At 72.9% G+C, this 20,891-nt stretch carries 17 protein-coding genes; 5 read left to right on the forward strand and 12 right to left on the reverse strand.

Annotation, left to right across the window (positions count from 1 at the left end; genetic code table 11):
• Positions 1-117: 117 nt before the first annotated feature.
• Entirely contained in the window at positions 118-1,731 is a 1,614-nt protein-coding gene (locus tag AC29IT_RS18315; RefSeq protein ID WP_358440328.1) for an amidohydrolase, read from the reverse strand.
• A 374-nt stretch (positions 1,732-2,105) separates the two neighbouring features.
• Positions 2,106-2,687, reverse strand: a complete 582-nt coding sequence (locus AC29IT_RS18320; RefSeq protein WP_358445118.1) for an FxsA family protein — start codon at positions 2,685-2,687, stop codon at positions 2,106-2,108.
• A 153-nt stretch (positions 2,688-2,840) separates the two neighbouring features.
• Between AC29IT_RS18320 and AC29IT_RS18325 the strand changes: the two genes are divergently transcribed.
• Positions 2,841-3,926 (forward strand): GDSL-type esterase/lipase family protein, encoded by a 1,086-nt coding sequence (locus tag AC29IT_RS18325; protein WP_488219562.1) that lies wholly within the window; start codon positions 2,841-2,843, stop codon positions 3,924-3,926.
• Between the two features lie 18 nt (positions 3,927-3,944).
• Here the strand turns inward: AC29IT_RS18325 and AC29IT_RS18330 are convergent, their stop codons facing one another.
• Positions 3,945-4,409 (reverse strand): GtrA family protein, encoded by a 465-nt coding sequence (locus tag AC29IT_RS18330; RefSeq protein ID WP_488219563.1) that lies wholly within the window; start codon positions 4,407-4,409, stop codon positions 3,945-3,947.
• Positions 4,410-4,570: 161 nt separating this feature from the next.
• Here AC29IT_RS18330 and AC29IT_RS18335 point away from each other — a divergent pair, with 161 nt between their 5' ends.
• Together AC29IT_RS18335 and AC29IT_RS18340 are read left to right on the forward strand one after the other, a co-directional pair.
• On the forward strand, positions 4,571-6,847 hold the full coding sequence (locus AC29IT_RS18335; RefSeq protein WP_488219564.1) for a glycoside hydrolase family 3 C-terminal domain-containing protein: 2,277 nt from the start codon (positions 4,571-4,573) through the stop codon (positions 6,845-6,847).
• 101 nt (positions 6,848-6,948) lie between these two features.
• Entirely contained in the window at positions 6,949-7,155 is a 207-nt protein-coding gene (locus tag AC29IT_RS18340) for a hypothetical protein (RefSeq protein ID WP_358445106.1), read from the forward strand.
• 221 nt (positions 7,156-7,376) lie between these two features.
• Here the strand turns inward: AC29IT_RS18340 and AC29IT_RS18345 are convergent, their stop codons facing one another.
• The 3 genes from AC29IT_RS18345 to AC29IT_RS18355 all read right to left on the reverse strand — a co-directional run bounded on the left by AC29IT_RS18345 (position 7,377) and on the right by AC29IT_RS18355 (position 10,923).
• On the reverse strand, positions 7,377-8,711 hold the full coding sequence (locus AC29IT_RS18345) for an arsenic transporter (RefSeq protein ID WP_488219565.1): 1,335 nt from the start codon (positions 8,709-8,711) through the stop codon (positions 7,377-7,379).
• A 144-nt stretch (positions 8,712-8,855) separates the two neighbouring features.
• Positions 8,856-9,851: an ABC transporter substrate-binding protein gene (locus tag AC29IT_RS18350; RefSeq protein WP_488219566.1), complete on the reverse strand. Its 996-nt coding sequence runs from the start codon at positions 9,849-9,851 to the stop codon at positions 8,856-8,858.
• Between the two features lie 76 nt (positions 9,852-9,927).
• Positions 9,928-10,923 carry a 2-hydroxyacid dehydrogenase gene (locus tag AC29IT_RS18355; protein WP_488219567.1) on the reverse strand — a complete coding sequence of 332 codons (996 nt, stop codon included), beginning with the start codon at positions 10,921-10,923 and terminating at the stop codon, positions 9,928-9,930.
• Positions 10,924-11,136: 213 nt separating this feature from the next.
• On the opposite strand from AC29IT_RS18355, the gene AC29IT_RS18360 reads away from it, so the two are divergent.
• Positions 11,137-11,613 (forward strand): hotdog fold domain-containing protein, encoded by a 477-nt coding sequence (locus AC29IT_RS18360; RefSeq protein ID WP_488219568.1) that lies wholly within the window; start codon positions 11,137-11,139, stop codon positions 11,611-11,613.
• 329 nt (positions 11,614-11,942) lie between these two features.
• Here AC29IT_RS18360 and AC29IT_RS18365 read toward each other — a convergent pair whose 3' ends face one another.
• The gene (locus AC29IT_RS18365) at positions 11,943-13,271 is read right to left on the reverse strand and encodes an MFS transporter (protein WP_358445098.1); all 1,329 of its coding nucleotides are present in this window, start codon (positions 13,269-13,271) and stop codon (positions 11,943-11,945) included.
• A 276-nt stretch (positions 13,272-13,547) separates the two neighbouring features.
• Between AC29IT_RS18365 and AC29IT_RS18370 the strand changes: the two genes are divergently transcribed.
• The gene (locus tag AC29IT_RS18370; protein ID WP_358445096.1) at positions 13,548-14,345 is read left to right on the forward strand and encodes a DeoR/GlpR family DNA-binding transcription regulator; all 798 of its coding nucleotides are present in this window, start codon (positions 13,548-13,550) and stop codon (positions 14,343-14,345) included.
• Positions 14,346-14,415: 70 nt separating this feature from the next.
• Here AC29IT_RS18370 and AC29IT_RS18375 read toward each other — a convergent pair whose 3' ends face one another.
• From AC29IT_RS18375 to AC29IT_RS18395, 5 genes are all read right to left on the reverse strand, one after another.
• Entirely contained in the window at positions 14,416-15,369 is a 954-nt protein-coding gene (locus tag AC29IT_RS18375; protein ID WP_488219569.1) for a glycoside hydrolase family 18 protein, read from the reverse strand.
• 99 nt (positions 15,370-15,468) lie between these two features.
• The gene (locus AC29IT_RS18380) at positions 15,469-16,809 is read right to left on the reverse strand and encodes an MFS transporter (protein ID WP_488219570.1); all 1,341 of its coding nucleotides are present in this window, start codon (positions 16,807-16,809) and stop codon (positions 15,469-15,471) included.
• Positions 16,810-17,087: 278 nt separating this feature from the next.
• On the reverse strand, positions 17,088-18,548 hold the full coding sequence (locus AC29IT_RS18385; RefSeq protein ID WP_488219571.1) for a mannitol dehydrogenase family protein: 1,461 nt from the start codon (positions 18,546-18,548) through the stop codon (positions 17,088-17,090).
• A gap of 4 nt (positions 18,549-18,552) precedes the next feature.
• Positions 18,553-19,773: a D-mannonate dehydratase ManD gene (gene manD, locus AC29IT_RS18390; protein WP_488219572.1), complete on the reverse strand. Its 1,221-nt coding sequence runs from the start codon at positions 19,771-19,773 to the stop codon at positions 18,553-18,555.
• Positions 19,770-20,759 (reverse strand): LacI family DNA-binding transcriptional regulator, encoded by a 990-nt coding sequence (locus AC29IT_RS18395; protein WP_488219573.1) that lies wholly within the window; start codon positions 20,757-20,759, stop codon positions 19,770-19,772. The genes manD and AC29IT_RS18395 overlap by 4 nt, the downstream gene beginning before the upstream one ends.
• Positions 20,760-20,891 lie beyond the last annotated feature (132 nt).

Genomic DNA, 20,891 nt, shown 5'->3' on the forward strand with positions numbered 1-20,891 from the left:
GACGGCCCCGCCCCCGGACGTGCGAACGCCGGGGCGGTGCCCCCGGTCCTCGACCGGCCGGGCACCACCCCGGCGCTCGATCACGTCGTTCGCCGGCGCGCGCCGGCGCGACGGAGCTCAGTCCTCCTCGTCCGGATCCCGGACGTACAGCGTCCTCCCCCGCAGCACGGTGCGCAGGCAGCGCGGCAACGGCGCACCCGGGCTCAGGTCCGGCAGCGGCGGCACGCCCGCGCGCGGATCGGTCGACCAGCGCTGCACCCGCGAATCCGGTGCGGTGACGACGAGATCTCCCGTCTCCCACACCGCGTACGTCGCCGGAGCGCCCGGCACCAGCGCGCCCGTCACCCCGTCATCCACCCCGGCGGCCCGCCAGCCGCCCCGGGTGTGCGCGGTGAACGCGGCGCGCGGCGAGACGCCGAAACCGTCCGTGCGGTGGTGCACCGCGGCCCGCACCGCCGCCCACGGGTCCACCGGGGTGACCGGCGCGTCCGAGCCGAACGCGAGCACGACGCCGTTCGCGGCCAGTGCCGAGAACGGGTTCAACCGGGTGCCGCGCGGCACGCCGAGCCGGCGCGCGTACATGTCCGACGGCCCGCCCCAGGCCGCGTCGAACTGCGGCTGCACCGAGGCGACCACGCCGAACGAGCCGAGCTCCGCGGCCTGCTCGGTGGTCACCATCTCCAGGTGCTCCAGCCGGTGCCGCATGCTCGCCAGCGCGGGCACGCCGAGCACCTTCGCCGCGCGGCGGAACCCCTCGCAGGCCTCGGCGACCCCGGCGTCCCCTATCACGTGGAACCCGGCCTGCAAGCCGTTGCGGGTGCAGTCGATCAGGTGCTCGGCGACCGCTTCGGCGTCCAGGTACAGCACGCCGGAGGTCGTCGGGTCGTCCGCGTAGGGCGCGCCGAGCGCCGCCGTGCGCGAACCGACCGCGCCGTCCACGAACAGATCACCGCCGAGCCCGCGCACGCCCAGCTCCCGCGCGGTCTCCAACGCGCCCAGCTCGCCCCAGTAACCGACGACCTCCGGCACGTCCCCGCGAGCCGACAGCGCCAGCAGGTCCCGCAGGTCCTCCGCTCCGGAGATGTCCGGTCCCGCGCACTCGTGCACGGCCGCGACGCCGCAGGACGCCGCGTGCCGCAGGAACGCCAGCTGCGCCTCCCGGCGCTGCGCCAGGCCCAGCGATTCGCGGGCGGCGCTGCGCGCGTGGTGGTGCGAGACCCGGGTCAACGGGCCGTCCGGGCTCCAGCCCTCGGTGTCCCTGGCCAGCGGGGCGCGCTCGATCAGCGCGCTGGAGACCAGCGCCGAGTGCACGTCGATCCGGGACAGGTAGACGGGCGCTCCGCCGCAGGCGTTGTCGATCTCCGCGCGGGACGGCGGGCGGCGCTCCGGCCACCAGGTCTCGTCCCAGCCGTGACCCCACACCAGCGCGCCCGGGTGCTCTTCGACGTGGTCGCGCAGCGCGTGCAGGAATTCGGTCAGCGAAGCGCAACCGGTCAGGTCCAGGCCGTTGATCAGCAGACCGGACGAGGTGGCGTGCACGTGCGCGTCGACGAACGCGGGGGCGACGAACGCCCCGCCGAGCTCGACGATCTCCGCTTCGGGATGCAGTGCACGGCCGACCCTGTCGGAACCGACCCAGGCGATGGTGCCATCGATGACGGCCATCGCGGTGGCGTCGGCATCGGCGGGCGAATGGATCCGGCCGCCGAGCAGCAACGTGGTCTCGGACATGTCCTGTGTTCCCTGTCCTGGGGATCTCCCCCGGCTTCGGCTTGCTGGCGGCGCAAGGCGTGACGAGCAACTGTTCCGCCCGGCCCCCGCGTCGGCACGAGCCCCTCCGCTCCGGGTCGCACCGACCTGTCCGGTCGGCGGCGGACCGCATCGGGCGGCTCGGCCGCCCGGTCCCCATCCGCCCGCTCCGTCCGGAGCCGGGTGGATCACCTTACGCGGAGCTCCGCGACCCCGGTGGATCGAGGCCCGCGCCGAGGTGAACCTCGCCATGCGCCACCGTGGCCGGAGTCGGGAGCGCCGCTCCCGACTCCGGCCACGATCGTTCGCCGAAGCTTACCCGCAGTGCTCGCGCGATCGGCGCCACGCCGGGCGGTTCACCGCGACGAACCGCCGTCCGGACGTTCTGCCTGCGAAGACGACCCCAGTGACGGGTTCTGGCGCGGGATGTCGTCCTCACTGACCGACACCACTTCGCCGTCGATGACATCCCCCGAACCGGTGCCCGCGCCACCGCTCCCGGAGCCGGGGAAACCGGCTCCCGCGAAGCCCGCGGGGAACCCCTGGGCACCGGCGTGCGCCCAGAACCGCTGCTGCACCTGCTCGGCGTGGCGTTCGGCACGCCGCTGCAACCTGCGGCGCACCAGCGACCGGGTCATCGGCAGCAGCAGCACCAGGCCCACCACGTCGCTGACGAACCCGGGCAGCGCGATCAGCAGCCCACCGGCCACGACCAGCACGCCGTCCGCGACCTCCCGATCGGGTGCCTTGCGCTGCGTCGCGGCCTCGTTGAACGCCTGCAGGGACCGGCGTCCTTCCCGCCGCAGCAACCAGCTGCCCAGGAACGCACCACCGAACAGCAGCGCGATCGTGGGCAGCACGCCGATGGTGCTGCCGACCAGCACCAGCACGCTGATCTCCACGACACCGATGGCCAGGAGCAGCAGGAGAATGGGCACAACGACCTCCGGGACAAATCCGCCTCACCCCGTTCAACGCACGGGATGCCCGATTTTCTCCCGATCGCCCGGACCGGTTCGCACGTGGTGTTGCCCTCACCACGACCGGCCACCGACCGTGATCGCCACCCGGTGCTCATAGACTGATCGGCGATGCAGGCGCACAAGTCGAGGTTCCTCGCGCTACTGGCGGTCTGCGGCGTCCTGTCGCTCGCGATCCTGGTCAGCGATCAGTTCCCGCCGGACCGACCGCAGCAGCCCCCGCAGCTGCCCGCCGCGGTGGTGACGCTGGGTGACAGCACGCTGTCCGGAGAGGGCGGCGGCGGCTACGAGGCAGGCACCAACGGCGAGCACGGCAACTGGTGCCACCGCTCTCCGGCGGCCCCGGTGCACCAGCTGCGGCTGCCGGGCGACGTGACGCGGATCAACCTGGCGTGCTCCGGCGCGAAGGCGGCGGCGATCGGCGCCGACGGCGACGCGGAGATCTCGCAGGCCGCGCGGCTGGCGGAGCTGACCGGCCGGTTCCGGATCACGGACGTCGTGGTGCAGGTCGGCGCGAACGACGATCCCGCGTTCACCGACGTGGTCAACCGCTGCGTGGGCGCGTGGGCGACGCGGGTTCCCGGCGGGTGCGCCGAGGAGATGCGGGGCCTGTGGCCGCAGCGGGTCGAGGCGATGCGCCCGAAGGTCGTGGCCGCGCTGCGCGAGGTGCGGGCCGCGATGGAGCGCTCCGGGTACGCGCCCGACGCCTACTCGCTGGTGGTGCAGTCCTACGCGTCGCCGGTGGGGCCGGACGTGAACCCGCGGCTGAACAACCTCGCGGGCTGCCCGTTCCAGGCCGGTGACCTGGAGTGGATCCGCGACACCGGGGTCCCGCAGCTGGCCGAGGGGCTGCGCGCGGCCGCCGACGAGGTGGGGGCGCGCTTCCTGGACCTCTCCCGCGCCGGGATCGGCCACGAGGCCTGCACCGCGGACGCGCCCGACGCCCCGGCCGGGCAGGTCCCGCCGCCGCGGGACGGCCACGAGGAGTGGTTCACCCGGCTCACCGTGGACTGGGACGGCCTGCGGGACGACTACCGCGCGCCGCACGCGATGCAGGAGTCGTTCCACGCCAACGCGGCCGGGCACCGGGCGCTGGCCGGGTGCCTGAGCGACTTCCTGGCGGGCACCGCGGAGCGAGCCGCCTGCGTGGCCGACGAGTCGGGGGCCCTGCACGCCGTGCCCGCCGCGCAGCCCTGATCGGCGAACGGGCCGCGCTCAGGCCGCCGGGACCGGGAGCGGGTGCGCGCCGGGAGACCGGTGCCGGTGGAACACCCACAACCGGAGCGCGGTGAAGCGGGCGATGCCGCCCGCGACGCTCATCACCGCGACCGCGACCGCCTCGGCGACGCTGCCCGCGTCGGCGTCGACCAGCCGCAGCAGGGCCAGCGCCGCGCTGCTGGACACGCAGTAGAACAGGAACGTCGCCGCCGTCTGCAGGTGCATCCGCAGCCGCCGCTCCGGCAGCCCGGTGAACACCAGCCGCCGGTGCAGCGCGCTCGACCCCACCGTGGTCAGCAGCAGCGCCAGCACGTTCGCGAGCCCCGTCGGGAAGGTGCCGCGCAGCAGCAGGTAGAGCACCGCGTTCACCGCCGTCGTCGCCCCGCCGACCGCGGTGAACAGCACGGCCTGACCGATCGCGCCGCCGTGCGGCACCCCCGACGGACCTCGCTCCCCGAACACCGCTCACCTCCCGATCCGACCGTTGTCGACGCTAGGTGAGCAGTGCGTCCGTTCCCGTTGAGGAACCTGGGAATCCGCTGGGAACCGCCGGACGGGCCGTCGCACCCCGCTCACCCGATGGGACGATCTCGGCAGTACCGCAACCGTCGAGGGGAGTCGTCATGGCCGCAACGTCGGAGACCGGGGGCCGGGACGTCCCGGGGCTGCTGCGCTCGCTGACGCTGGAGCAGAAGGTCGCGCTGCTGGACGGTGCCGACTTCTGGCGCACCGAGGGGATCTCGGCCGCGGGCGTGCCGTCGATCATGCTCACCGACGGCCCGCACGGGCTCCGCAAGCAGCGCACCGGCGGGGACCACCTCGGCCTGACCGACAGCGTGCCCGCGACCTGCTTCCCCACCGCGGCCGGACTGGCGAGCACCTGGAACGAGCCGCTGCTGCACGAGGTCGGGGCGGCGCTGGGCGCCGAATGCCGCGCGGAGGACGTGGCGGTGCTGCTGGGCCCTGGCGTGAACATGAAGCGCAGCCCGCTGTGCGGCCGGAACTTCGAGTACTTCGCGGAGGACCCGCTGCTGGCCGGGCGGCTGGCGGCGGCGCTGGTGCGGGGCGTGCAGTCCCGCGGCGTGGGGACCTCGGTGAAGCACTTCGCGGTGAACAACCAGGAGACCGACCGGCTCACCGTCTCCGCCGAGGTGGACGAGCGGACCCTGCGCGAGATCTACCTGCCCGCGTTCGAGCACGTGGTCCGGGAGGCCCGGCCGTGGACGGTGATGTGCTCGTACAACCGGATCAACGGGGTGTACGCGGCGGAGAACCGGTGGCTGCTGACCGAGGTGCTGCGCGAGGAGTGGGGTTTCGACGGGCTGGTCGTCTCGGACTGGGGCGCGGTCGGTGACCGGGCCGCGAGCCTGCGCGCGGGCCTCGACCTGGAGATGCCGTCCTCCGGTGGTGCTGGAGGCGCGGTCGTCCTGGCGGCGCTGCGGGCCGGGGAGCTCGACGAGCGGGACGTGGACGCGGCGGCCGAGCGGGTGCTGCGGCTGGCGGAACGGGCCACCTCCGGCCTGCCCGCCGCGGACGGCTTCGACGCCGCCGAGCACAGTGCGCTGGCGGAGCGGGCCGCGGTGGAGAGCGCGGTGCTGCTCAAGAACGAGGACGAGGTCCTGCCGCTGGACCCGGCGCGGACCCGGGTGGCGGTGCTCGGCGAGCTCGCCCGCACGCCCCGCTACCAGGGCGCGGGCAGTTCGCAGGTGGTGCCGACGCGGCTGGACGACGCGCTGGGCGCGCTGCGCGGAGCCGGCTTCGCCGCGCTGGACTTCGCGCCCGGCTACGAGGTGGAGGCCGCGGCCGCGGACCCCGAGCTGATCGCCGAGGCGGTGCGGCGGGCCGCGGCCGCCGAGGTCGCGGTGCTGTTCCTGGGCCTGCCGCCGTCCGCCGAGTCCGAGGGCTACGACCGCGAGCACCTGTCGCTGCCGGAACCGCAGCTGCGGCTGCTGCGCGAGGTCGCGGCGGTGAACGAGCACGTGGTGGTGGTGCTGGCCGGCGGCTCGGTGGTCACCGTCGCCGAGTGGGAGCGGCACGCGAAGGCGGTGCTGCACGGCTGGCTGCCCGGGCAGGCGGGCGGCCGCGCGCTGGCCGCGCTGCTCACCGGTGCGGCGAACCCGTCCGGCAGGCTGGCGGAGACGATTCCGGTACGGCTCGCGCACGGCCCGGCGACCGGGTCGTTCCCCGGCGAGCACGGGTCGGTGCGCTACGGCGAGGGTCTGCTGATCGGCTACCGCTGGTACGACGCGCATGAGCTGCCGGTGAGCCACGAGTTCGGCGCGGGCCTGTCCTACACGACGTTCGAGCAGTCCGGGATGTCGGTGGAGGTGCGGGCGGACGGCCCGGACCCGCGGGTGGTGGTCTCGCTCACCGTCACCAACACCGGTTCCCGCGCGGGGCAGGAGGTCGTGCAGCTCTACGTGGCCGATCCGCGCAGCACGGTGTTCCGGCCGGAGCAGGAGCTCAAGGCGTTCACCAAGGTCGCGCTGGAACCCGGCGAGCAGACCCGGGTGGTGCTGGAGCTGGACCGGCGCGCGTTCGCGTTCTGGCACACCGCACTCGGCCGCTGGGTGGTCGAAGGCGGCGAGTTCGAGCTGCGGGCGGCGGCGTCCTCGCGGGACGTGCGGCTGGTCTCGACGGTGCGGCTGGCCGGGGAGCCGGTGGTCGACCCGCTGACCCCGCGGTCCGAGCTGGGCGCGTGGCTGGACCACCCGGTGGCGGGCGGCCTGCTGCGGGAGGCGCTGGCGGCGAGCCCGATGGCCGAGCTGGCCGCCGATCCGCAGCACGCGATGATGCTGCGCCCGTTCCCCGCGGATCGGATCACCCGCTTCCCCGGTGTCCCGCTGTCGCTGGAGCAGCTGGAGCGGTGGGCGGACGAGGCGAACTCCGCCCCGCGCTGAACCCGCCCCGCACCGAGGTGCCCGGCCCACCGGACCGTCCACCTCGGTGCGGAAGGGCGCCCGCGTCGAAGCGCCGCCGGGGCGCCCTGCACACTGGGGGTGTGGAGACGGTGAAGAACGCGCGCCCCCGGCTGGAAGCTCCGTCGATCGCGGTGTGCGCGCACGTGGGCATCGGGGCGGACGACGCGGTGGCGCGGGCGGCGCGGGATCGGCTGGGCAACGCCGTGGCGAACTACCGGCGCCGCTGGACCGCCGCGGACGGCGACCGCCCGGTGGAGAACCGCCTCCTCCCCGGCGACTCAGCCTGACCAAAACAGCCTGATCGCCCGGACCGAAGCGGCCCATCGTCCTTCCTGTCAGCGGCGAAGCCGCTGAGCAGCGACCCAGCACACAACCGGCACCGCAGCGGGTTCTCAGCGGGATTCTCGCGAGGACAGCGTTTTCTCCTGTGGCGGAGCCACCGGTGAAAACGATCCCGCAGCGAGAATCCCGCTGAGGTTCCGCCACCTCACCCCCGAGCAGCAGAAGCTCACCCCACCACCCACAACCACGCCGCGAGTGCCAGCAGGGTGATGAGGAGTACGGGGATCGTCAGCACCACCCCGGTGCGGAAGTAGCGCCCCCACCCGACGTGCAGTCCCCGCCGGTCGAGCACGTGCAGCCACAGCAGCGTGGCGAGGCTCCCGATCGGCGTGATCTTCGGCCCCAGGTCGGAGCCGATCACGTTGGCGTACACCATGGCCTCGTGCGCGAGCCCGGTCGCGCCCGCGCCCGCGATGGCCAGCGCGGCGATGAGCACGGTCGGCAGGTTGTTCATGATCGAGGCGAGCACGGCGACGACGACTCCGGTGCCGACGGCGGCGCTGAGCGTCCCGTGCGCGCCGAACCAGCCGAACAGCGCGGCGAGCTCCCGGGTCAGCCCTTGGTTGCGCAGCCCGTAGACGACCAGGTACATGCCGATGCTGAACAGCACGATCTGCCACGGCGCCTCGCGCAGCACCTTGCCGACGGGGATCCGCCGCTCGCGGGCCGCCGCGGCCCCGCGGTAGAGGAAGCGGGGCCACCGGCCCGCGACGGACAGCAGCACCACCGCGCCGCCGCCGAGCACGCCGGACAGCGGGATGCCCAGCGGTTCGGCGGTGAAGTAGCCGATCAGCAGCAGTCCCAGCACCACCCATCCGGCGCGGAAGGTGAGCCGGTCGCGGATGGCGGTGGCGGGTTCGGCGAGCGAGTCGAGCTCGTACTCGCGCGGGATGTCGCGGCGGAAGTACCACAGCAGCACCGCGAGGCTCGCCGCCACGGAGACCAGCCCGACGGGCACCATCACCACCGCGTAGCGGGCGAACCCGATGCCGAAGAAGTCGGCCGACACGATGTTGACCAGGTTGGACACCACCAGCGGCAGGCTGCCGGTGTCGGCGACGAATCCGGTGGCGAGCGCGAACCCGAGGGCGGCGGCCGGGCTGAACCGCAGCGCCAGCACGATCTGCAGGACGATGGGCGTGAGGATGAGCGCGGCGCCGTCGTTGGCGAACACCGCGGAGATCGCCGCGCCGAGCAGCACCACGAGCACGAACAGCCGCCGCCCGTGCCCGCCGCCCCAGCGCGCCACGTGCAGCGCGGCCCATTCGAAGAACCCGGACTCGTCGAGCAGCAGCGACACGAGCACGATGGCCACGAACGCGAGCGTCGCGTTCCACACCAGACCGACCACGGTGGGCACGTCGTGCAGCGCGACGACTCCGGTGAGCAGCGCGGCCGCCGCGCCGAGCAGGGCGCTCCACCCGATGCCGAGCCCGCCGGGACGCCGGATCACCAGCGCCAGGGTCAGCACGAAGATCAGCCCGGCGACCACCGTCATCATCAGTTCGACACTCCTGCGCGGGCCGCGCCCGCGCCGACCCCGATCCCGTCCGTTCGGCCGGGGTCCGGAGCGCGGTCACCGCCGCGCGCCCGTCCGCGGCGCCCGGAGCAGTACACCAGCCGGGCCTGCGCGGCCCGGCACCGGTCAGCGGTTCATGGCTGCCGCGAACAGCGGCACGACGCGGTCGAGCGCGTAGGAGGTGCCGACGACGGTGGCGCTGGCGAAGGACTGCGACATCACCTGGTCGGTGAACACCACGTCCCGCCCGGCCCGCGCCGAGGGCACCGACCGGTACAGCGGATCGTCGATGAGGTCCTGCGGGTCGTAGCCGATGGTGGTCATCACGGTCAGGTCGGCGTCGAGCAGGTCGAGCCGCTCCTGGGAGATCGGTACCGAGAACGCGCTGGTGGCGAGTTCCTGCACGCGCGGCGAGTTGCGGAAGCCGAGGGCCTGCATGAAGTCGACGCGGCTGGTGCCCGCCCGGTAGGCGCCGAAGCCGCGGACGGTGCGCGCGCCGACGACGGTGCTGGCGCCGACGAATTCGGGGTGCTCCTGCGCGGCCCTGGCGAACTTGGCGTCGAGGTCGTCGCGCAGCCGCTGCGCCTCCTGCTGCTTGCCGAGGGCGGTGCCGATCAGGTCGAGCTGCTGTTGCCAGGAGGTGGTGTACTGCTCGGCGCCTTCGGGGATGCTGACCACGGGCACGCCGAGCCCGGAGAGCTGGTCGTAGCGGTCCCGCGCACCGCTGGCCCTGGTGTCCAGGATGAGGTCGGGGGCGAGTCCGGCGAGCCGCTCCATGTTCACCTCGAGGGTGCCGAGCATCGGCGGCGGCGCGGGTTCGTAGCGGCGCTGCACCCACTCCCCCAGGCCGTCGCCGCCGACGCCGAGCCAGTCGGCGGTGCCGACGGGCTGCACGCCGAGGGCGAGCGCGACCTCCGCGTCACCCCAGCCGAGGGTGACGACCCGCTGCGGCCGCTTCGGGATGGTGACCTCGCCGAAGGCGGTGGACACGGTGACCGGGGCCCACCCGTCGTCGCCGTCGGTCCCGCCGGGTGCGGTCGGGGCGGGCGAGCAGCCCGCGACGATCAGGAGCGCGCTGAGCAGGGTGGTCACCAGTGCGGCGCCGCGGGTACGGGCAGGCATGAGCTACTCCTCTGAACTTAACTTCGCCTACCCTAACTTCCTGATCAGCGCCGCCGTAGATGAACGCGGTCACACGTCAGACCGTGGTCACCACGTTGCGCAGCGGTTCCCCCGCGGCCAGCCGCCCGATGTTGGCGATGATGTCCTGCGCCCGCCCGGCGAAGGTCTGCCGGGTGAGCCCGGAGGAGTGCGGGGTCATCAGCACGTTGCCGAGTTCGTGGAACGGCAGCGAGCTCGGGTGCCGCACCTCGCCGGGCGCCGGGTAGTCGTACCAGACGTCGATGGCGGCGCCGCCGATCACGCCGTCGCGCAGCGCCGCGTACAGCGCCCCTTCCTCGACGACGGGGCCGCGGCCGACGTTGACGAGCACCGCGTGCTCCCGCATCCGGGCGAGTTCGGCGGCACCGATCAGCCCGGTGGTGTCCGCGGTCAGCGGGACGGAGAGCACCACGACGTCGGAGGCGTCGAGCAGCGCGTCGAGCCGGTCGGTGGTGTCGGCCCAGTCCAGCCCTTCGGCGGCGGCGTCCACTTCGCCGCGGCGGGTGACGGCGATCCCGGCGGCTTCGAACGCCCGGAACCGCTGCCAGGTGAGCTGTCCGATGTGACCGAAGCCGACGAATCCGATGGTGGCGCCGGTGAGCGAGTCGAGCCACGGAGCCTGCGGGTCGTAGACGGGGGTGGCCCAGCGCCCTGCGCGCAGCGCGGCGTCCTGCACGCGCAGCTCGCGGCGGACGACGGTGGTGGCGGCGACGACGTGCTCGGCGATGGACTTCTCGTGGTGGAAGGTGTTCGCGACGATCGTCCCGGCGGGCAGCGCGCCGGTGGCGATGCCGTCGGTGCCCGCGCCCGCGGCGTGCACCAGCTTCAGCCGGGTGCCGAGCGCGGCGAGCTCGGCGGGCAGGTTGCCGGAGACGTACACGTCGGCGTCGGCGATCGCGGCGCGCACCGCGGCGTCGTCCTGCCGGTCGGGCCAGCGCGCGGTGGTGCCCGCGGGGAGTCCGGCTTCGATCTCGGCGCGCAGCGGCAGCAGGTTGGTGTCGGCGATGACGACGGTCAGGCCGGGGGTGGTCATGCGGTCTCCTCACTGGCACCGAGGACGGTGCCGCTGCTCGGGCGGCGCGGCCATCTTCGCAGTCCAGCGGGGATTTCCGGTCGGATGCGGACGAGGATCACGTGCGACGCGGTCCGCTGTGGACGGTGCAGCGGGTTGACCGGAGCGCGCACCGGCACATAGGTTACCGACGAGTAATATGACCGCGTTCCGCACACCCGGAGGAGATCACCGATGCCCTCGACGCTGGAGCTGTGGCGCAGGCTCTCGCCCCGCCCGCTCGGGACCAGGCTGTTCTCCTGGGGCGTGTGCCTGCGCGCCCCGTACTTCCGCACGGTGCGGCCGCACGTCGTCCGGCTCGAACCGGGCCGCTGCGAGGTGCGCGCGAAGAAGCGGCGCGCGGTGCACAACCACATCGGCACCTTCCACGCGATCGCCGCGTGCAACGTCGCCGAGGTCGCCGCCGGGATGCTCGCGGAGGCGAGCGTGCCCGCCACGCACCGCTGGATCCCGGTGGGGATGCAGGTGCACTACGTGGCGAAGGCCGCCACCGACGTGCTCGGCATCGCCGAGCTCGACCCCGTCCCCGAGCCCGGCGCGGAACCGGCCGACTGGGTGGTCCCGGTGCGCATCCTCGACACGACGGGCACCCCGGTCGTCACCGCGGACATCACCCTCCGCGTCTCCCCGAAGAAGAAACCCACCCCCTGACCAGCTCCTCTTCCCCCTGTCAGCGGCGAAGCCGCTGAGCAGCGACCACCAAAGACACCGGCACCGCAGCGGGTTCTCAGCGGGATTCTCGCGAGGACAGCGTTTTCTCATGTGGCGGAGCCACCTGTGAAAACGATCCCGCAGCGAGAATCCCGCTGAGGTTCCGCCATCCCACACCCAAGCAACAGGACCACAGAACGACAAAAAACTCGGCAGCTCCCCGGGCGGGGCTTCTGGGTCAGGTGGCGCCCTGATCGAGAAGGGTCCCGCGGCCGGGAAGCCGCCGAGTTCTGCACCGCCGCCTCAGCGGCGGGCGGGTGCGCGGGAGGTCAGTGCGCGACGACGGTGTTGTCCTCGGGCAGCGCCGCCGCTTCCTGCTTGGCCTCCTCGCTGGGGGTGCTGATGATCAGCGCGAGCACGCTGCTGGCCAGGTGCAGCACGGCGTAGATCCACATGACGCCCTGGATGCCGATGATGCCGATGAACGCGGTGCCGATGGCCGGGCCGACGGCCTGGCTGGCACCGGCGCCGAGGGTGTAGGTCGACATGACCTGGCCCTTGCGGCCGGGGGCGTGCTGGGTCATCAGCGGGGGCAGCGGCACGTAGCCGGCGAGGCCGATGCCGAAGATGGCCACGATGATCGCGACCGGGATGTAGCTGTGGCCGACCGCGTTCGGCACGTAGTACAGGCCCAGGCAGGACACGGCGCCGAGCACACCGCCGAACCAGACGATGGTCTTGTGCCTGCTCCAGCGGTCGCCGAGCACGCCGAACGCGACCACACCGGCCAGGTTCGAGCCCATCATGATCATCAGCAGCGTGGACCACTCTTCGGAGTTGAACCCGACCTGCTCGATCAGGTACAGCGGGGTGAAGACCCACACGCCGAACTGCGAGGTGGTGTTGATGAGCCGGGTCAGCGCGCCCAGGCCGACCTTCGGCCGCTCGAACATGATCGTCACGCAGCCGACGAGCGTCTTGACCATGCTGGTGCCCTCGGTCGCCAGCGGCACGAACCCGGAGCGCTCCTTGAGCATCGTGAACACGATGATCGAGCCCGCGGCGATCAGGGCGAGCGAGACCCACAGCGTCGGGTAGAAGCCCAGCGCGGGCTTGAGCCCGGCGACGAGGGCGGACCCGAGCACCGGGTAGCCCATGGTGAACGAGAACCAGTACCAGCCGAGCGCCTTGCTGATCTGCTTCTCCGGCGCCCCGACCATGATCCAGACGAGGAAGCCGTAGGCGAACAGCGGATAGCCGAGGCCGCGGATCCCGTAGGTCAGCAGGATCAGCACGTAGTTGCTGGTGGGGATGCCGACGGTCAGCATCAGGACGTGGCAGACGGCCCACAGCGCGGCGCCCACCATCATGACCTTGCGCGGCCCCCAGCGGTCGGACAGACCGCCTGCGAGGAAGGCGCCGACGGCCGCCGCCAGGCCGTAGACGGTGAAGACGATGCCGACGCTGGACTCGGCGAAGCCCAGGTCGACCTTGAAGAAGGTGGAGAGGTAACTGGTCTCCACCCCGTCGCCGATCATGAACAGCAACATGCCGACGTAGCCCCAGAGCAGGACTCGCGGGATGCCGATGCGATCGAAGAACGTCGTCCCGCCGCCGGACGACGCGGATGCGGGCGGTTCGTGGTCGGTAGATACCACGGTGCTGACCTCCTGGCGGGCTTCGGTGCCCGGGTAGGTGGAGCCGGATCGCGTCGCCTGAGCTCGACGATCCGAATGTTTTTCCTGGTCACCGCCTTGCGGTGGTGACTTCGGCACGTCCGGCCGGTCGCGGTGGTCGCGGCGGACAGCCGGGTGTGTGAGAACAAGATGCTAGATATCTGAGATCTTTTCAAGATCTTCACGCAAAATATGAGATAACTAGGGGGTCACGGGGTTCGCGGGATGTGGGATAACTAGGGGACCGAGGGGAGAGCGATGTCCATCCGGAAGTCCAAGGCGGAGGTCGAGCAGCGGCGCCAGGCGGTGCTCCGCCACGTCAGCAAGGGCGGCGAGGTGCGCATCGACGACCTCGCGGCCCGGCTCGGCGTCAGCCTGATGACGATGCACCGCGACCTCGACGACCTGCACGAGCGCAAGCTGCTGCACAAGCGCCGCGCCGTCGCCATGGCACTGTCCACCGTGGACATCGAGAGTTCGTTGCAGTTCCGGGAGAACATGCACCGCGAGGCCAAGACGGCCATCGGCGACGAGCTGCGCAACCACGTCTCCCCCGGCAGCACCGTGCTGCTCGACTGCGGCAGCACGCTGTTCCCGCTCGCCCGGCTGCTCGGCCAGAGCGAGCACAACCACGTGATCACGAACTCGCTGCGGGTCGCGTACCTGCTGGCCGATTCGACCGCGCAGGTGACGCTGCTCGGCGACCGGTTCTACCCGGAGTTCGAGTCCTGCGCGGGTCTCGAAGTGCTCCGCCAGCTCGACCGGTTCCACATCGATGTGGCCTTCCTCACCGCGACCTGCGTGCACGAGGGGCGGCTCTCGCACCCGGTCCGGGAGTACGCCGACAACAAGGCGGCGTTCGTCGCGGCCGCCGACCGGGCGGTGCTCGCGGTGGACAACAGCAAGTTCGGCCGCTCCGCCACCTACGCGTACGGGGACCTCACCGGCTACGACACGCTGATCACCGACGACGCGGCGCCGCCCGGCGAGACCGCGCTGGCCCAGGCCCTCGGCGTCCAGGTGCACGCCGTCGCCCAGACCTGGGAGGACGGCTGATCCCCGGTCCCCACAGGTGAACGGCCCACCTGCCCGGCGATACCGGGCGAATGGGCCACTCGCCTGGCGATCAGGCGCCGGGGACGAGTTCCGCCAGCCACTGCCAGCGGTCGCCGCCGCCGGCCGGGGTGGCGTTGAAGTACTCCCAGCCGGTGACCCCGCCGAACTCGGGATACTTCGCGCGCAGCTCGCCGAGCACGCCGCGCAGCGTCGCCGCGTCCACGTAGCCGGAGCCGCCGTTGCCCTGGTTCGTCAGCGCCGTCACCGTGATCCGCCCGGGCGGGATCACCCCGCGCTGCACGATCGCGTCGAAGTCCGCCGTGGACGAGGCATCGCCCCACCCGTTGTAGAACTGGGTGTTGAAGAAGGCGATCTCGTCGCCCACGTCGCGGTAGAGCTGGTCGTAGTCGAAGCCGGACAGGTTCCCGCCGCCGGACAGCGCGCTGGCCACCGGTCCCATCGAGATCACGAAGTCGGTGCCGAAGTCGGTGCGCAGCGCGGTGATGACGCGCTCGATCCCCGGCAGCGACATCTCCTCTTCGACGTTGAGGTCGATCCCGTCGAGCCGGTGCTCGGTGATCAGGTCCCGCAGCAGCGGGTAGTAGGTGTCGAACTCGGCGTCCAGCCGCTGGAAGCTGCCGTGCCCGGCGCCGCCGACCATGCCGAGCACCCGCACGCCCTCGCCCTGCACCGCGGCCAGATCCGTCCACATCGGATCGAACTTGGGGTCGTCCGGCGGATCGTCGTTGAGGTGCACCTCCGTCGGCGAGTTCAGGTGGATCGCGCCGACTATGAGGTCGGTGACCGGCACGTCGTGGTCGGTGAGCTCGCGGGGCGAGACGTAGCGGTCGCCGTCGTACTGGGTCTGGTAGTACATCGCGGCGTGCTCGCCACCCGCGGCGTCGGCCCGCGGCCGCACCTCCACGACCAGCGCGAGCACCACGGCCAGCAGGATCGCGGTCGCCGCGATCAGCGACGCGCGCAGGACGCCGACGCGGTGCGGCACCGGGAACTGGAGACTCATCCGGACATTCCTCGTTTCCTCGCCCGCGCACTGGCGGGGACCATTCGATCGCGCCGCACCGGGCCGGTCAACGCCACGAACGGAGCAACGCGCTCCCGTTTACCGTTCGGCGTCCCGCTCGGTGGTGAGGTCGCGGTCCCGGGTCTCCGGCGCCAGCCAGGTCGCGACCCCGCTGACCAGTGCCAGCAGCGACATGTACACCGCGACCGGGATCCACGACCCGGCGAACGCGGCGACCAGCGCGGTGCACACCAGCGGCGCGATCCCGCCGCCCAGCACCGAGGAGAACTCGCGGCCCAGCGTGACGCCCGCGTAGCGGTAGCGGCTGCCGAACAGCTCCGGGAAGTAGCTCATCTGCACCCCGACCAGGCCGTGGCAGGCCAGCACGAAACCGAGCACGACCACCACCACGATCGCCGCGGTGGAGCCGGTGTTCAGCGCGAGGAAGCTCGGTCCGGGCAGCAGCACCAGCGCGGCGAAGATCGCCCCGGACACCGGCCTGCGGCCGAACCGGTCGGACAGGCGGCCGAAGCCGAACGCGGCGATCCCGCCGCACAGCGCTCCGATCAGCAGCACCTTCGGCACCAGGTCGGCGTCGATCCCGACCGAGGACACCAGGTAGGAGGCCATGAACACCTGGTACGTGTAGGACTGCGTGCTCACGCCGAGGTTCATCAGGAACACCAGCAGCAGCGGGCGCCTGCCGTGCCGGAACACCTCGGCGACGGGGCGGCGCGGCTCGGCGTCGTGGGCGCGCAGCTCCTGGAACACGGGGCTCTCGGCGAGCCTGCGCCGCAGCACGAGGGCGGCGACGGTGACGAGCAGGCTGCTGGCGAACACGACCCGCCAGCCCCAGCTCAGCAGCTGGTCCGCCGGCAGCAGCTGCGCCAGCACCCACGCGACGGCACCGACGGCGGTGCCCAGCGCGGCCCCGGTCATCACCAGCGCGGCGAGCCGGCCGCGGCGGCCCGGGGCGGCGGTCTCGGTGAGCAGCGTCGCTCCCCCGGCCTGCTCGGCTCCGGCCCCGAGCCCCTGCAGGCAGCGGCACAGCACCAGCAGCACCGGCGCGAGCAGCCCCACCTGGTCGAAGGTGGGCAGCAGCCCGATGGCGAGCGTCGACCCGCCCATCAGCAGCAACGTCGCGACCAGCACCCACTTGCGGCCGAGCCGGTCGCCGAGCCGGGAGAAGATCAGGCCGCCGAGCGGGCGCGCCGCGAACCCGACCGCATAGGTGCTGAAGCTGGCCAGCAGCCCGGCGGCCGGGGAGATCCCGGGGAAGAACAGGTCGCTGAACACCAGCGCGGACGCGGTGCCGTAGATGACGAAGTCGTACTGCTCCAGGGCGGTGCCGATCAGCCCGGCCCAGGCCGCGCGGCGGACCGCGCGCTGATCGGGCCGCGGCGGGGCGGGGGCGGTGCCGGTTGCTGCGGTGCTGTCCATGCGTCCTCGGATGGATCAGGTCGCGGGTGGCGACGGGCGGGTGCGGACTGCCTGTCTCGCTGCTTCTGTTGCGTGGTGCTCGGGTGGCGGAACCTCAGCGGCTTCCTCGCTGCGAGATCGTTTTCACCGGTGGCTCCGCCACATGCGAAAACGCTGTCCTCGCGAGGAAGTCACTGGGACCCGCGGCGGTGCCGGGTGCGTGCTGGGTCGTCGGCTCAGCGGCTTCGCCGCTGACGGGAAACCGACACGACCCGCCGGGCGGGTTCAGCGACGGGCGGTCAGGAGGAGCCCGCCTCGTCGGCGGCGGCCTTCGGCCCGTGCCGGGCGAGCAGGTCCAGGAGTTCAGCGACGCGGCCGGTGAACGCGGTGTGCCCGGCGAGTTCGGCGCCGAACAGGCGATCCACGATCCGGTCCACATCGGACGAACCTCGTCGCATCCAGTCCACGATGGACTCGCGAGCGGGGTCGGACATCGCCGCCGCGTGCGGGCCGGTCTCGGCGCCCAGGCAGCGCAGGTAGGCGGCGACGGTCAGCGCCAGTTGCTGCGGCACCCGCCCGGCGCGCAGGTGCGCCAGCGCCGGGTCCGGCACGCGCTGGGCGAGCTTGACCGAACCGTCCGAACCGACCTGGCGGGTGCGGTGGCCCAGCGCCGAGTTCGCCCACCGCTCGAAGAGGCTCGCGAGGTAGTCCTCGACGTCGACGGCGGCGGGCACGGTCAGCGTCGGCAGGTAGTCCGCGCGCAGCGCCCGGTCGGCGGCGTCGGCGATGAACGGGCGGGCGATCGCCTCCGGGATCGTGTCGCACCCGTCGAGGGCACCCAGGTAGGCGATCAGCGAGTGGGTTCCGTTGAGCAGCCGCAACTTCAGCAGCTCGTAGGCCTCGACGTCGTCGGTGAACAGCGCCCCGGCGTGCTCCCAGGCCGGTCGGCCCGCGGCGAAGTCGTCCTCCAGCACCCACATGCTGAACGGTTCGGCGGGCACCGGCACCGCGTCGCGCACCCCGAGCAGCTCCCGCACCTCGGCGCGGTGCGCGTCGGTGGTGGCGGGCACGATGCGGTCCACCATGCTGTTCGGGAAGGTGACCGCGGTGTCCGTCCAGTGCTGCAACTCCTCGCGTTCGGCGGCGGGCAGTTCGGCGGTGAACTCCCGCACCAGCCGCGCCGTCTGCCGCCCGTTGCCGCCGAGGTTGTCGCAGCTGAGCACGGTGATCGGGCCGGCACCGGCGCGCATCCGGCGCTGCAGGCCGCGCACGATGCGGCCGATGGTGGTGCGCGGTGGTGCGTCGCCGCGCAGGTCGGCGCGGACCGGCTCGGCGTCGAGGTCCAGCGCGCGGGTGCTCGGGGCGTAGGTGTAGCCGTGCTCGGTGACGGTGATCGTCACGATCCGGGTGTCCGGGGCCGCGATCGCGTCCAGCACCGCCGCCGGTTCGTGGGCGGCGACGAGCGCACCGGTGTGCACGCCGGGGACGGTGGCGGTGCTGCCCGCGGGCGAGGATTCGAGGACGGCGTAGCGCTGGTCCTGCTCCCGCATCGCGGTGGCGACGGAGGTGGAATTCCCCGCCACGCCGAGGATTCCCCACGGCCCGTCGGTGTGCGCGAGCGCGCGGGCGGTGTGCACCGCCTGGTGCGCGCGGTGGAAGTTGCCCAGTCCCAAGTGGACGATGCCGGTGCGTTCCGGCGGAGCCGGGCGCAGCAGCGCGTGCGCGGGGACCGAGTCGGCGCCGAGCCGGGGCGTGGTCATCTGCTCACCAATCCGTCATCGAACCGTCGCGGCGGCGCGCGACGGGCAGGTAGGCGGGTTCGTAGGGGAATTTCGCGGCGGCGGCCTCGTCGACGGTGACGCCCAGGCCCGGTTCCTCGCCCGGGTGCAGGTGGCCGTCGGCGAAGCTCCAGGCGTGCGGGAACACCTCGTGCACCTGCTCGGGGTAGCCCATGTACTCCTGGATCGCGAAGTTCGGGGTGCTCAGCCCCACGTGCAGCGAGGCGCCCAGCGCCACCGGCGACACGTCCGACGGGCCGTGCGGGCCGAGCTTCACCTGCCAGAGCTCGGCGAGCGCCGCGATCCGCCGCAGGTGCGTGATGCCCCCGGCGTGCGTGACGCAGGTGCGCACGAAGTCGATGAGCTGCTCGGTGATCAGCGATTGGCAGTCCCAGACGGTGTTGAACACCTCGCCGATCGCCAGCGGTGCCGTGGTGTGCGCGCGGACGTGGCGCAGCACCTCCTGGTTCTCGGCGGGGGTGACGTCCTCCAGCCAGAACAGGTCCACCGGTTCCAGCGCCCGCGCCAGCCGCGCCGCCTCGCCCGGGGTGAGCCGGTGGTGCGCGTCGTGCAGCAGGTGCAGCTCCGGGCCGACGTGCTCGCGCACCGCGGACAGCACCCGCGGGGCGTGCCGCAGGTAGGCGGCGGTGTCCCACACCTCCTCGACCGGGACGGCACCGCGCCCGGCCGGTTCGTAGCCGTCGCCACCGCGGTGCACCCCGTAGACGGTGTCCAGCCCCGGCACCCCGGATTGCGCCCGCACCGCCAGGAAACCCTCCGCGCGGCGCGCGTCCACCGAGTCCAGCAGTTCCGGCACGTCCCAGCCGGTGGCGTGGGCGTAGCTCAGCACCCGGTCGCGGACGGCACCGCCCAGCAGCTGGTACACCGGCAGCCCCGCGGTCTTGCCCTTGACGTCCCACAGCGCCAGGTCCACCGCGCCGATCGCGGTCATCGTGATCGGCCCGCGCCGCCAGTAGGCGCCGCGGTACAGGTACTGCCAGGTGTCCTCGATGCGCGCCGGATCGCGGCCGATCAGCAGCGGCGCCAGGTGATCCCGCAGGTAGGCGGCGACGGCCAGCTCCCGGCCGTTGAGCGTCGCGTCGCCCCAGCCGACCACGCCGTCCGCGGTGGTGATCTTGAGAGTGGTGAAGTTGCGGCCCGGGCTGGTGAGCAGCACTTCGGCGGCGACGATGCGGTCCCGGCTCATGCGGTCTCCTCGCGGACGGGGCCCGTGGTGCCGCGCACCACGAGCTGGGTGGGCAGGCGCAGGGTGCGCGGCAGGCTCCGCTGCCCGGCTAGGGACCGGCCCAGCAGTTCCAGGCTCGCAGCGCCCGCCCGGTCGACCGGGGCCGCGATGCTGGTCAGCGCCGGGTGGGTGATCTCGGCGAGCGGGATGTCGTCGAAGCCGACCACGCTGAGCCCGTCCGGGGCGTGCACGCCCAGCGCGCGGGCGCCGGAGACGACGCCGAGCGCCACCAGGTCGTTGTGCGCGATCACCGCGGTCGCCCCGGCCGCGAGCACCCCCGCCGCCGCGGCGGTCCCGCCCGCCACCGTCTCCGCCTGGTTGCCCAGCACGTCCAGCCGCACGCCCGCCCGCTCGGCGAGCTCGGTGACCAGGCCGAGCCGGTGCGCGTTCGACCAGGACCGGGCCGAGCCCTGCACGTAGGCGAGGTGGCGGTGCCCCAGCGCGGACAGGTAGTCCACCGCCTGCCGCAGCCCGTCGGTGGCGTCGGACAGCACGCAGTCGACGCCGGTCGCGGCCCGGTTCACCAGCACCGCCGGGGTCCGCCCGCACAGCGCCAGCAGTTCCGCCGCGTCCAGCCGCGGCGAGCACACCACGATCCCGTCCGCGCGACCGCGCAGGTGGGCGAGGACGTCGCGCTCCCGGTCCGGGTCGAAGGCCGTGTCCGCGAGCAGCACCGTCTGCGACCGGTGCCAGCCCTCGGCCTGGGCCGACTTCACGAAGGCGCCGAACACCGGGTTCGCGATGTCCGGCACGACGACCGCGACCGTGCCGCCCCGGTCGGGCGCGGGCCGGCGGGAGCGGCCCGGTTCGTAGCCGACCGCCTGGGCGGCGGCGAGCACCTTGCTCAGGGTGTCCGCGCCGAGCCTGCCGGGTTCGCTGAACGCGCGGGAAGCGGTCGACAGGGCCACTTCCGCGTGCCGCGCCACGTCGGTGAGCGTCGCCGCCACGTCTCCTCCTCGGGCCGCACGTCGTCGGTGATCGGTGCGGGTGCGAGTCATCGAACGGCACGTTGCGCAAGCTTGTCAACGAGTTGCCGAAAGCTTGCCGACGGCTGCCCGGCGATCGGTGGAGCACTTCCG

Source organism: Saccharopolyspora sp. MMCC62 (assembly GCF_057736575.1).